Here is a 12,740-nt window from a genome sequence, read left to right on the forward strand (position 1 = left end):
ATGGTGCAGTTGGCGCTGGTGCGACACGCGAAGTCCGACTGGGGCGACCCGCGGCTCGACGACCACGACCGTCCGCTGAATGATCGAGGTCTGCGGGATGCCCCGGTCATGGCGCGGATGCTCGCTGAGTCGGGGTTCACCGCCGAGGCGATCCTCTCGAGCACGGCGCTGCGGGCGGCGACGACGGCGGGCTTCTTCGGCGAGGCATTTGGGCTTCCCGTGCAGGTCGACTCGGGGCTCTACGGCGCTCCGGCGTCGATGCTGCTGATGGCGGCCTCCGAGAGCGGCGTGCAGTCAGTAGTGGTCGTCGCTCACGACCCCGGAATGACCGTGCTCGCAGGCAATCTCTCGGGGCACGAGATCGGCCATATGCCGACCTGCGCCGTGGCGACTTTCACGTGGGATGCCGACGACTGGGACGTCGCGACCTCTCTCGATCCGGCATCCTGGACCTTTGACAGCCCGCGGTCTTAGAGTGTCACGCCGTCCTTGTAAACCGACCGAATGAGCGGAACGCCCGGCCGGTAGGCCAGGTGCACGCGGGTCGGGGCGTTCAGCAGCACGAGGTCGGCGCGCGTGCCGGGGGCGATCACCCCGACATCTTCGCGGCGCAGGGCACGCGCTCCCCCCGCGGTGGCAGCCCAGACCGCCTCGGCAGGAGACATCCCCATCTCGCGGACGGCGAGCGCGATCATCAGCGGCATCGAACTGGTGAAGCTCGACCCCGGATTGCAGTCGCTCGCGAGCGCGACGGTCACGCCGGCATCGATCAACCGGCGCGCGTCGGGGTACGGCTGCCGGGTCGAGAACTCGACTCCGGGCAACAGCGTCGCGACGGTATCGCTGTCCGCGAGGGCGGCGACGTCGTCGTCGGAGAGGTACGTGCAGTGGTCGACGGATGCTGCGCCCACCTCGACCGCGAGCCGCACACCATCACCGGGCCCGAGTTGATTACCGTGCACGCGTGGAATCAGGCCAGCGTCGATTCCGGCGCGGAGGATGCGGCGGCTCTCGTCGGGGGTGAACGCGCCCCGCTCGCAGAACACATCGACCCACCGACTGTGGGGGGAGCAGGCCTCGAGCATCGGGCCTGTGACGAGGTCGATGTACGCCTCTCGGTCGTCGACGTACTCGACCGGGACGACGTGCGCACCGAGGAAGGTGACCTCGGGCGTGACTTCGGCAGCGACGCGCGCGATACGCTCTTCGTCGGCGATCGTGAGGCCGTACCCGGTCTTGATCTCGAACGTCGTCGTTCCCTGAGCGTGCAGTTCATCCACGAACCCGGCGAGACGTTCCCGCAGTTCGGCGTCGGTGGCGGCTCTGGTCGCAGCGACCGTTCGGCGTATACCGCCGGCGGCATAGGGCACTCCAGTCATGCGGGCTTCGAACTCGTCCGCCCGATCACCCCCGAAGACGACGTGGGTGTGGCTGTCGACGAATCCCGGGATCATGGCCCGGCCCCCGGCGTCCACCACCGTAATCTCGGTGTGTTCTGACGGCGAGAACTCAGTCCCGCGACGAGAACGCAGCCCACGACCGTGTTCTCGTCGGCGGACTGGGTTCTCGCGGTCAAGTGACTCCGCGCGGCCCACCCAGGCGATGCGGTCGCCGTCGAGGAGCACCGCGGCCTCGCGCAGGGTTCCGCACGGGTCGCCGGGCGTGGCGACGTTGGTCGTCAGCTCGCCGATGTTCGTGATCAGCGTGGTACTCATGCAGGCCCCGTCACAGCATCGGAACGTTCAGGCCGCGCTCGCGTGCGACCTCTTTGGCGCGATCGTATCCCGCATCGACGTGTCGCATCACGCCGGTTCCGGGGTCGTTCACGAGCACGCGCGCGAGCTTCTCGGCGGCGAGCGCCGTGCCATCGGCGACCGTGACTTGCCCTGCGTGAATCGATCGGCCGATGCCGACTCCCCCACCGTGGTGGATCGACACCCACGACGCGCCCGATGCCGTGTTGAGCAGCGCATTCAGCAGCGGCCAGTCGGCGATCGCATCGGACCCGTCGGCCATCGCCTCGGTCTCGCGATAGGGCGAGGCGACGGAGCCCGCGTCGAGGTGATCGCGACCGATCACGATGGGAGCTGAGAGCTCCCCCGAGGCGACCATCTCGTTGAACTTCAGACCGGCGAGGTGACGCTCCTGATAGCCGAGCCAGCAGATGCGCGCCGGCAGGCCTTCGAAGTGCACCGTGTCCTTCGCCTTGTCGAGCCACCGCACAAGCCCGGCGTTGTCGGGGAACAGCGCTTTGACGGCCTCGTCGGTCTTGCGGATGTCTTCGGGGTCGCCGCTCAGCGCCACCCACCGGAAGGGTCCGCGTCCTTCGGCGAACTGCGGCCGAATGTACGCCGGCACGAAGCCGGGGAATGCGAAGGCGTTCGCAAAGCCCCCCAGCACCGCCTCGGCGCGGATTGAGTTGCCGTAGTCGAAGACCTCGGCACCGGCATCCTGAAATCCCACCATCGCAGCCACCTGCGCAGCCATCGCCGCACGCGCTTTCACGGTGAACCCTTCAGGATCGCGGGATGCTTCGGCCGTGAAGTCCTCGAACGCGACGCCGATCGGCAGATACGCGAGCGGGTCGTGCGCGCTCGTCTGGTCTGTGACGATGTCGATCGGCGTGCCGCGACGCAGCAGTTCGGGGAACACCTCCGCAGCATTGCCGACCACGCCCACGCTCAGCGCCTCGCCCGCGTCCTTCGCCGCGACCACACGCGCGACGGCGGCATCGAGATCGGTCGAGTACTCGTCGAGGTAGCCGTGCTCGACCCGGCGCACGAGGCGCGACTCGTCGACATCGACGATCAGCACTGCTCCGCCGTTCATGGTGACCGCGAGGGGTTGCGCGCCACCCATCCCGCCGCAACCGCCGGTCAACGTCAGCGTGCCGGTGAGGTCGTCACGTCCCAGCGACCGCGCGACAGCCGCGAAGGTCTCGTACGTGCCCTGCAGGATTCCCTGGGTGCCGATGTAGATCCACGAGCCGGCCGTCATCTGCCCGTACATCGTGAGACCGAGGTGCTCGAGGCGGCGGAACTCGGGCCACGTCGCCCAGTCGCCGACGAGGTTCGAGTTCGCGATCAGCACGCGGGGCGCCCACTCGTGGGTCCGGAACACGCCGACCGGCTTGCCGGACTGCACCAGGAGCGTCTCGTCGGGCTCGAGCTCGTCGAGGGTGCGCACGATCGCGTCGTAGGCCTCCCACGACCGGGCGGCTTTGCCCGTGCCGCCGTAGACGACGAGGTCTTCGGGGTGCTCGGCAACCTCGGGGTCGAGGTTGTTCATGAGCATGCGTTTGGCGGCTTCGGCCCCCCAGCTCTTGGCGGTACGGACGTTGCCCCGCTCCGCTCGGACCGTGCGGACGTCGCCGCGGGCGGCGCGGATGTCGTCGTGAGTCATCGGTTCACTCCTTCGTGTGCGGCGCGAGCAATCTCGCCAGAGATCACCAGGGCGGTGACAGCTTCGATGTCGGGGCTGAGGTAGCGGTCGGGGCCGGGGCCGTCGGCCACGGTGCGCACGAGGTCGCGCACGGCGCCGGTCGCAGGGCCAGGCTGCAACGGGGCGCGCAGGTCGAGGGCGCGGGCGCCGGTGAGTACCTCGATCGCGAGTACGCGGGTCAGCCCGTCGATCCCGCGCCGGAGCTTGCGGGCCGCGGCCCACCCCATCGACACATGGTCTTCCTGCATCGCCGACGACGGAATCGAGTCGACGGATGCCGGAACCGCGAGTCGCTTGAGCTCAGAGACGATCCCGGCAGAGGCGTATTGCGCGATCATGAGGCCGGAGTCGACACCGACCTCATCGGCCAGGAACGGCGGGAGTCCGTGCGAGCGCGCGGGGTCGAGCGCCCGGTCAGTGCGGCGCTCCGAGATCGACGCGAGGTCGGCGACCGCGATCGCGAGGAAGTCCAGGACGTACGCGACCGGTGCGCCGTGGAAGTTGCCGTTGGACTCGACCCGTCCGTCCACGGTGATCACCGGGTTGTCGACGGCCGACGCAAGCTCGCGCGAGGCGACCATGCGGGCGTGATCAGCCGTGTCGCGCGCGGCGCCGTGCACCTGCGGCGAGCAGCGGAGCGAGTAGGCGTCCTGCACGCGTGTGCAGACGGCGGGGTCCTTGTGCGACGCGACGATCGGCGAGTCGCCGAGGTACGCGCGCAGGTTTGCCGCCGAGGCAGTCTGCCCGGTCTGCGGGCGCAGCGCCATCAGGTCAGCGGCGAACACCGCGTCCGTGCCCAGCTGTGACTCGATCGACATGGCGGCAGCCACATCAGCTGTGTCGAGCAACACCTCAAGATCGTGGAGCGCGAGCAGCAGCATCCCGAGCATGCCGTCCGTGCCGTTGATGAGGGCAAGGCCCTCCTTCTCTTGCAGTTCGAGAGGAGTGATGGATGCCGCCGCCAGCGCATCCCCCGCCGTCAGGAATTCGCCGTCGACACGCACATCGCCTTCACCGATCGCGGCGAGCGCGACGTGCGACAGCGGAGCGAGGTCGCCCGAGCAGCCGAGCGAGCCGTACTCGCGCACGATCGGTGTGATTCCGGCATTGAGCATGGCGGCGTAGGTTTCGGCGACCACAGGCCGCACTCCCGTGCGGGCGGTGACGAGGGTCTGCAGGCGAAGCAATTGCAGCGCGCGAACGACCTCGGTCTCGACCTCTGCTCCGGTTCCGGCGGCGTGCGAACGGATGAGGCTGAGCTGCAGCTGGCGGCGACGCTCGGGCGCGATGAAGGTCGTGGCGAGCGCCCCGAACCCGGTCGAGACGCCGTAGTGCGGTTCGGGGTCGTCGGCGAGACCTTCGATGAGGGCGCGGGATGCCGCAACCCGCACCATCGCGCTGGCATCGAGTTCGATCGGCGCACAGTGGCGAGCGACGGCGACGACGTCTTCGGGGCGCAGGGGTGCGGCGCCGACGACGACGGGAGCAAGGGTGACGGTGGTCATAGGTCGATTCCACACCGCCGGGGTGTTCTCCACAGCGGGGTCGTGACATCCTGTGTCTGTGATCCCAGATAGTCCGCACCTCAGCACGACGCCCGCTCCGCAGGTTCCGGCTGCGGACCAGACCCTGCGGATCCTGTCGCACCTTGCACGCCAGCGCGGACCGGTTTCGGCCAGCGCAATGGCAACGACCCTCGGCATCCCGCGTTCGACCGTCTATCACCTGCTCGCGACCCTCGAACAGCACGGCTTCGTCGTTCACCTTCCGGCCGAACGCCGCTGGGGATTGGGCACCGCCGCGTTCGAACTCGCCGGCGGCTACGCCCGCCAGCAACCTCTCACCCGCGTCGGACGGCCGTTGATCGCAGCCCTCGCCGACCGGGCCGGCGAGAGTGCCCACCTCGCCGTGATGACCGGGCGCGATGTGCTCTACATCGTCGAAGAGCGCGCGCCGCGGCGTCCGGCGCTCGTGACGGACGTCGGCGTGCGTCTGCCCGCGCACCTGACCGCGACGGGCCGGGCGATGCTCGCGGCACTCCCCCGCGAGCAGGTTCGGGCGTTGTATCCGGATGCCTCCGCCTTCGCCGACCGCACCGGCCGTGGCCCGACCCGACCCGGTGAGCTGCGCGAAATTCTGCGGATCGCGCGCGCCGCGGGCTTCGCAACCGAGGACGGCGAGGTGACCCTGGGGTTGAGGTCGGTCGGCGCCGCCGTTCTCGATCACACGGGGTGGCCGATCGCCGCGATCGCGCTCACCTGGCCAGACGACGCCCAGCGAGATGCGACTGATCTCGCCGGTGTGATCGCACCGGTGGCCGCGGAGCTCGGCAGACGGATCGGCGGGCTCGCGGTGATCGGCTCTACCCGCGAACGATGAGTCGAGGCTCGACGAGCACGTGTTCGGGAGCCGAGTCGCGGTCGCGCGGCACGACGTGCCCGGTGGTGCCCATGAGCAGGTCGAGCACCGCGGAGGCCACGAGCTCTGGGGACTGCTCGACGCTCGAGATCCCGAGCGCCTCCGCCACTGGTGTGTTGTCGAAACCAATGACGAGCAGTTCTCGCCTCCCGGCGTCTGCGGCAGCGAGGTGAGCGCCCACCGCGAGCGCGTCACTCACGCAGACGAGGGCATCCAGGTCATCGAGCACTCCAGGTTCATTGAACGCGGCCGACATGACCTCCCGACCGACTGCGAGTCCGTCGACCGATTCGAATCGCGGACCGGTGGCGCCAGCATCCGCCATCGCCTCGCGCCACCCGCGCTCTCGGTCATCGCCCGTGCCACTGCCCCCAGGCCAGCCGAAGAAGCCGACACGCGGCCCCGCGCTGGCCAACGCGTGACGGGTCGCCGCACCGGTGCCCGCGGCGCCATCGACGTCGACCCAGGTGTGTGCAGAGTCGTAGACGTTGCCGCCGCCCCACGGCCGGCCGAACGAGACGAAGGGCACGTCGCGTTCGAGAAGCCACCCCGTCCGCGGGTCGCCGAAGAACGTTCCGGTCACGACGACAGCGTCGATTTCGGCCCCGTCGACGAGGTCACCCAGACGCGCGATCTCTTCTTCGGCAGTGCGGGCGCTGTAGATGAGTACCCGCATTCCGCGCGCGCTGGCGCGCTCGGTCAGCGCGTGGATGAAGCGGTCGAGAAGCACCCCCGAGATTCCGCCCAAGTACGGGTCGAGGTGGATGCCGATGGTCGAGCTGCGCCGCGTGCGCAACCGCCGCGCGGCCGCATGTGGGCGGTAGGCAAGGTCGGCGATCGCCTTCTCGACGCGCTCGCGTGTGGCGTCACGGACGATCGAGGGCGTGTTCAGAACGTTCGAGACCGTCTGCCGAGACACTCCCGCCGCGCGGGCGACGTCTTCGACGGTCGGCGCCTTTGCCATCAGCATCCTTCCGCGTGGATCGAGAATGGGAACGTTCAAATCGTTATCGGCACTGTAGCGCAATGGTCTTGACATTCACGAGGCTCCCCCTCTAGGTTTCACTCACAGACAAATTTGATCGATCAAATTGAACGATCAATTGCACACAGAGGTGTTTTTCAAAGGAGACAGACATGACCAGGAAATCTCGCGCGATCGTCGGCGTAGGAGCGCTGGCCGTCGCAGGCGCGCTTGTACTCAGCGGCTGCGGCGGATCCAGCTTCGACGAAGGATCGGAGGGTGGCGGCGACAGTGGTGAGCTCACGTCGTCCGAGGATGCGCTCACGATCTTGATCGGCTCGAGCGGCGAAGCCGAGACCGTCGCCGTCGAAGAAGCGGTGGCGGCCTGGTCAGCAGAGTCCGGCATCGAGGCCGACGTGCAGGTGGCGAACGACCTCTCGCAACAGCTTTCGCAGGGGTTCGCCGCCGGGTCACCGCCCGACTTGTTCTACCTCTCGACAGACCAGATCGCCGGTTTCGCCGGCAATGGGTCGCTCGCCGCCTACGGCGACCTGATGTCGAACAAAGACGACTTCTACCCCTCGCTGGTCGAGAACTTCACCATCGACGACGAGTTCTACTGCGCGCCGAAGGACTTCTCGACGCTCGCGCTGATCATCAACCTCGGGCTGTGGGAGGCGGCGGGCCTCACCGAAGCCGACATCCCCACCACGTGGGAAGAGCTGACCGCCGTCAGCGAGACCCTCACCTCGGGCGAGACCGTCGGCCTCGCCTTCGGCACCGAATACCAGCGTGTGGGTACCTTCATGGCCCAGTCCGGCGGTGGCCTTGTCGTCGACGGCGAAGCCGCGGCGAACAGCCCCGAGAACGTCGAAGCGCTCGAGTACGTCCAGTCGAACCTCGAAACCGGCAACTTCTCGTTCGCCTTCGACCTCGGCGCAGGCTGGGGCGGCGAGGCGTTCGGCAAGGAACTTGCAGCCATGGTCATCGAAGGCAACTGGATCGGCGGGGCGATGAGCAACGACTTCCCCGATGTCGAGTACGTCGTGGCCGAGCTCCCGGCGGGACCCGCAGGCCCCGGAACCCTGCAGTTCACGAACTGCTGGGGAATGGCCGCCGACAGCCCCAACCAGCAGGCAGCGCTCGAACTGGTCGAGTACCTGACTGCGGCCGAGCAGCAGCTGGCGTTCTCGGAGGCATTCGGTCCGATGCCGTCCGTCGAGTCAGCGGCTGACGCCTGGACCGAGGCGAACCCCGACCTGGCTGCCTTCTTGAACGGCGCCGAGTATGCACAGTTCCCGCCGAACGCAGACGGAGCCAGCGACGTGATCGCCGACTTCAATGCGCAGCTGGAGTCGCTGGCGACCGGTGACCCCGCAGCGATCCTGGAATCGGTGCAGGGCAACCTCGAAGCAGTGATTCAGTAACATGACCGACACGGTCACCGCCCCCCGCGCCGAAACCCGCAAGTCCAGGCTTCGGCGCGGGGAGGCCGCCGCCGGATGGATCTTCACGGCCCCCGTGATCATCATCCTCGGCGTCTTCCTCCTCATCCCGGTGCTCATGGCACTGTGGGTCAGCTTCTCCGACTGGACCGGCCGGGGCAGCCCGCTGTCGGGCAACGTCGGATTCGTGGGGCTCGACAACTACGCCGCCGTCACCACCGGTGGTGGGCTCGCCGAACGCGACTTCGGCATATCCATCCGCAACAACGCGTGGTACGTGCTGCTCGTCGTCCCGCTCCAGACCATCCTCTCGCTGTTCCTCGCCGTGCTCGTAAGCCGAGCCATCCTGCGCGGACGCGGGTTCTTCCGCACCGCCTTCTACTTTCCGTCGATGACCAGCTCAGTGGCGATCACCGTGCTGTGGCTGTTCCTGTTCTCTGCCAACGGCGTCGTGAACGAGATCCTGTCCTGGGTCGGTGTCGCGGGCCCCAACTGGTTCAATGACCCGCGCGGGATCGTGCACGTGGGTCTTTCCGCAGTCGGGGTTCAGGAAGGACCAGAGTTCCTGACTGCGGGTGAGTTCCTCGGCGTCAGCCCCTGGGAGTGGATGGCAGGGCCGTCGGTGGCGATGTTCGCCTTCATCCTGATGGCCGTCTTCACCACGAGCGGCACCTTCATGCTGCTCTTCGTCGCGGCCCTGCAGAACGTCGGCAGCGAGCTCGGAGAGGCGGGCATGATGGACGGCGCGACGGGCTGGCAGCGTTTCCGCCTGATCACCCTCCCCCAGCTGCGACCGACCCTGTTCACGGTGCTCACGCTGGGACTGATCGGATGCTGGCAGGTCTTCGACCAGATCTACACCGGCACCCAGGGAGGTCCCGCCAAGACGACGGTGACCCCGGCCTACCTCTCGTACGACTCTGCCTTCATCGGACAGGACTGGGGCGAAGGTGCCGCGATCGCCTTCATCCTGTTCCTCATCATCATCGTGTTCACGATTCTGCAGCGCTTCGTGCTGCGTGATCGACCGGTGTCCAAGCGTCGCGCTGCGCAGTACCAGCCGAAGGGAATGAAGCCATGACCAACACTGCGATGGCGCAGACCGAGGTGATGATCCAGGACGAACCGACGCCCGTGCGGGTCCGGCGGTTCAGCAAGCGCATGATCTGGGGGCAGGTTGCGCTTTACGCGATGCTGCTCATCCTGGCGCTGATCTACATCTACCCCTTCCTTGTTCAACTGGCGACGTCGTTCAAGACTGAGGCAGAAGCGGCAGCCGACCCGGTTTCGCTGATACCCAACGTCTGGAGCCTGGCGGCGTACGAACTGCTCTTCACGCGGAGCGATTTTCCGCTGTGGTTCATGAACTCCGCGATCGTGACCATCACCGTGACCCTCGGTCGCGTGTTCTTCGTCTCGCTCGCCGGTTACGCGCTCGCGCGGCTGGAGTTCCGCGGCCGCACCGTGATCTTCGCGCTTGTCGTCGCAGTCATGGCCGTCCCGGGCGTGGTGCTGCTGATCCCGAAGTTCTTGGTGCTGAATCAGATCGGTCTCTACGACTCTTACGCGGGCATGATCCTGCCGTTGCTGGTCGATGCGGCCGGCGTGTTCATCATGAAGAACTTCTTCGAGTCGATCCCGCCCTCCGTCGAGGAGCAGGCACGGATCGACGGCGCCGGTCCGTTCCGGGTGTTCTGGTCGATCGTGTTGCCGATGGCGAGGCCCGCCCTCATCACCATCGTCATCCTCTCGTTCCAGGGTTCGTGGAATGAGTTGAGCCACTTCATCGTCGCCACGCAGTCCCCTGAACTCACAACGCTGACGAAAGGTGTGGCCTCGCTCGCGTCGGGGCAGCTCAGCCAGGGCAGCCAGTACCCGATCAAGCTCGCCGCGGCCGCGATCATGACGATCCCTGTCGCCATCGTGTTCTTCATCTTCCAGAAGCGCATCATGAACAACTCAGAAGGAGCAGTGAAGGGATGACCCTCATGCAAGAGGTGGGAGTCCCCCGCCAACCCCTCTTGAACGACGCCGTCGTGGTGTTGCGCGCCCCCACCCAGGTCTGGTCGGGTTCGACAGGCGAACTCGGTGCCGGTGCGATCGACGGCATCTTCCACGGTGACACCAGACACGTACGCAGGCTGACGTTGACCGTGGGGGACGCGCCTCTCGAGTGGATTTCGCTCTCACCCGACGGTGCGTCACGGGCGGTGTTCGGTGGGCTCATGCGTGACGTCGACGATCAGACGCCGGATCCGAAGGTGCGGATGCTGCGAGACCGAACCGTCTCGGATGCCCGTGTTGACGAGGTCATGACCGTCCGACCGAACGTCGCACACGCCATCCACACCGTCGTCCGCGTGCGCATTGTGCCCGAGTTCGCTCCGCTCGCGGAAGTGAAGGCGGGTCTTGCGGTCGCGCGCGAGTGGACCGTGTCGATGGATGCGGAGACCGAATCGGTGACCGTCGCATCCGACGATCGCTCTTTCACGATCACCGCGCCCGGTGCGACCGTCTCTGCCGACGTGGGCGGCATCGACCTCGAGTGGCCGCTGGATGTCGCGCCGCACGGCTCGGCTTTCACGTCGTGGACCATGGCGCTGCGAGACCCGTCGCTCGTCGTAGGCGCCGCATCCGGGCCTGCAGACTGGGATGCGCCGGTGGTCGGTGGTGATCCGCGGGTGCAACGCTGGCTCAACACGGCGCTGGGTGACCTCGACGCACTGCGACTGAGCCTGCCGGGGCATCCGGACGACGAATTCTTCGCCGCGGGCGCGCCCTGGTTTCTCACACTCTTCGGGCGGGACTCACTGTGGGCCGCGCGGCTCGCACTGCCGGTCGATAGGAGGATCGCGGCATCCACCCTGCGCGTTCTCGCTCGCCTGCAAGGTGACCGAATCGATGCCGATTCCGCTCAGCAGCCGGGCAAGATTCTTCACGAACTCCGTGGAGAAGCTCTCGAGATGCCGGGTGAAGGCATCGAGTTGCCGCCGGTGTACTACGGGACGGTCGATGCGACGGCTCTGTGGATCTGCCTACTCGCCGACGCGTGGCGCGCCGGTATGCCCGATTCCGAAGTTCGCGAGTTGCTCCCCGCGCTGCGGCGAGCGCTGGACTGGCTCCTCCACCACGCCGACAGCGACGGCGACGGCTTTCTGGACTACATCGATGAGACAGGGCACGGCCTTGCCAACCAGGGATGGAAAGACTCCGGTGACTCCATCCAGTGGCGGACGGGCGAACTCGCCGACGGGCCGATCGCCCTCTGCGAAGTGCAGGGCTACGCCTACGAGGCAGCTCGCGCGGGCGCCGACGTGCTCGATGCATTCGGCGAGCCTGGCGGTGAAGACCTTCGCGAGTGGGCGGCAACGCTCAAGGCCGCGTTTGCGCGCGCGTACTGGGTCACCACCCCCGAGGGCCGCTATCCGGCTGTGGCGTTGGACGCTCACAAGCACCCGGTAGACACCCTCACGAGCAACATCGGCCATCTGCTGGGTACCGGGATCCTCGATCCGGAAGAAGAGGCCGAGGTGGCGCATCTACTCACGGGCCCCACCATGTCGTCGGGCTTCGGCATCCGGACGATGTCTACCGAGGCAGCCGGATACTGGCCGTTGAGCTACCACGGAGGAAGCGTCTGGACCCACGACTCGGCGATCATCGCCCGCGGAATGGCTCTGGCAGGGCTCGAAGACGCGGCTGATCACGTCGTCCAGGGTCTTCTCGCCGCCGCCGAGGGGTTTGGCTTCAGAGTGCCCGAGCTGCACTCCGGCGACCCCGCGTCTGAGACCTTCAGGCCGACTCCCTACCCCGCGGCGTGTCGCCCGCAGGCGTGGTCAGCGGCGTCAGCAGTCACCGCAGCGCACATCGCGGCGCGCGGCACCACCGCGTTCAGTCGACCTTGACGACCGGTCCGCCCGTGAGCGCGACCAGCTGGTCGAAGGTCATCGGAAAGACCGTGTGCGGCGTGCCACCGGCTGCCCAGATCTCGGGGTAGCCGGCGAGGGCTTCGTCCACGACCGTGGTGAGCGGGGCCGAATGCCCGGTCGGCGCGACTCCACCGATCGCTTGCCCGGTCGCTTCGCGCACCTGCTCCGCGGATGCTCGGCGGATGCTCCCCCGCCCGAGTCGCTCCGCAAGGGCCGCCGTGTCCACGCGGTGCGCACCACTGGTCATGACCAGCAGGGGCTCGTCGTCACTCCAGAACACGAGACTGTTGGCGATCGCTCCGACCTCGACGCCGAGCGCAGCCGCCGCGAGGGGGGCTGTGGACGCAGCATCCGGAAGCACGACGATCTCGCCCTCGATACCGGCCGCGCGAATGGAGTCGAGAACGAGAAGGCTGCGGGTGGGAAGCGATGCGGTCATGCGCCCACCCTAAACGAGGCGCTCACCGCACTGCCCTGCTCACGGCGAGCGAGTTGCAGGGGCAACGTGCGGTGTCGCGACCGGTTGGGTCTACCTGCCTCCGA

General features: G+C 67.5%; 11 protein-coding genes. 6 read left to right on the top strand and 5 right to left on the bottom strand.

Annotated features, from left to right (window positions below; all coding sequences use genetic code 11):
• Complete coding sequence (locus LG299_RS04585; RefSeq protein WP_404434806.1) at positions 1-474, top strand: SixA phosphatase family protein; 474 nt, start codon at positions 1-3, stop codon at positions 472-474.
• On the opposite strand, the gene hutI is transcribed toward LG299_RS04585, so the two are convergent.
• Genes hutI through hutH form a run of 3 tightly spaced genes read right to left on the bottom strand, consistent with a single transcriptional unit; the run spans position 471 to position 4,946 of the window.
• The gene (hutI, locus tag LG299_RS04590) at positions 471-1,715 is read right to left on the bottom strand and encodes an imidazolonepropionase (RefSeq protein ID WP_404433783.1); all 1,245 of its coding nucleotides are present in this window, start codon (positions 1,713-1,715) and stop codon (positions 471-473) included. The two genes, LG299_RS04585 and hutI, sit on opposite strands and share 4 nt — an antisense overlap.
• Before the next feature lie 10 nt (positions 1,716-1,725).
• Positions 1,726-3,402, bottom strand: a complete 1,677-nt coding sequence (gene hutU / locus LG299_RS04595; protein WP_404433784.1) for a urocanate hydratase — start codon at positions 3,400-3,402, stop codon at positions 1,726-1,728.
• Entirely contained in the window at positions 3,399-4,946 is a 1,548-nt protein-coding gene (gene hutH / locus LG299_RS04600) for a histidine ammonia-lyase (protein ID WP_404433785.1), read from the bottom strand. The genes hutU and hutH overlap by 4 nt, the downstream gene beginning before the upstream one ends.
• A 52-nt stretch (positions 4,947-4,998) precedes the next feature.
• Between hutH and LG299_RS04605 the strand changes: the two genes are divergently transcribed.
• A complete protein-coding gene (locus LG299_RS04605; RefSeq protein WP_404433786.1) occupies positions 4,999-5,820 on the top strand; it encodes an IclR family transcriptional regulator in 822 nt (273 codons plus the stop codon).
• Here LG299_RS04605 and LG299_RS04610 read toward each other — a convergent pair.
• A complete protein-coding gene (locus tag LG299_RS04610; protein ID WP_404433787.1) occupies positions 5,804-6,823 on the bottom strand; it encodes a LacI family DNA-binding transcriptional regulator in 1,020 nt (339 codons plus the stop codon). The two genes, LG299_RS04605 and LG299_RS04610, sit on opposite strands and share 17 nt — an antisense overlap.
• Positions 6,824-6,996: 173 nt before the next feature.
• Here LG299_RS04610 and LG299_RS04615 point away from each other — a divergent pair, with 173 nt between their 5' ends.
• The 4 genes from LG299_RS04615 (at position 6,997) to LG299_RS04630 (ending at position 12,173) form a co-directional block, all read left to right on the top strand.
• A complete protein-coding gene (locus LG299_RS04615; RefSeq protein ID WP_404433788.1) occupies positions 6,997-8,250 on the top strand; it encodes an extracellular solute-binding protein in 1,254 nt (417 codons plus the stop codon).
• A 1-nt stretch (position 8,251) separates the two neighbouring features.
• Positions 8,252-9,349 carry a carbohydrate ABC transporter permease gene (locus LG299_RS04620; protein ID WP_404433789.1) on the top strand — a complete coding sequence of 366 codons (1,098 nt, stop codon included), beginning with the start codon at positions 8,252-8,254 and terminating at the stop codon, positions 9,347-9,349.
• Positions 9,350-9,429: 80 nt separating this feature from the next.
• Positions 9,430-10,251: a carbohydrate ABC transporter permease gene (locus LG299_RS04625; RefSeq protein ID WP_404434808.1), complete on the top strand. Its 822-nt coding sequence runs from the start codon at positions 9,430-9,432 to the stop codon at positions 10,249-10,251.
• Positions 10,248-12,173, top strand: coding sequence for a glycogen debranching N-terminal domain-containing protein (locus LG299_RS04630; protein ID WP_404433790.1), 1,926 nt, complete (start codon positions 10,248-10,250; stop codon positions 12,171-12,173). The genes LG299_RS04625 and LG299_RS04630 overlap by 4 nt, the downstream gene beginning before the upstream one ends.
• On the opposite strand, the gene LG299_RS04635 is transcribed toward LG299_RS04630, so the two are convergent.
• Positions 12,160-12,636 (bottom strand): YbaK/EbsC family protein, encoded by a 477-nt coding sequence (locus LG299_RS04635; protein ID WP_404433791.1) that lies wholly within the window; start codon positions 12,634-12,636, stop codon positions 12,160-12,162. The two genes, LG299_RS04630 and LG299_RS04635, sit on opposite strands and share 14 nt — an antisense overlap.
• Between the last annotated feature and the right edge of the window lie 104 nt (positions 12,637-12,740).

The sequence above is a fragment of the Microbacterium lacus genome, assembly GCF_044794305.1.
In the GTDB taxonomy this organism is placed as follows: domain Bacteria; phylum Actinomycetota; class Actinomycetes; order Actinomycetales; family Microbacteriaceae; genus Microbacterium; species Microbacterium lacus_B.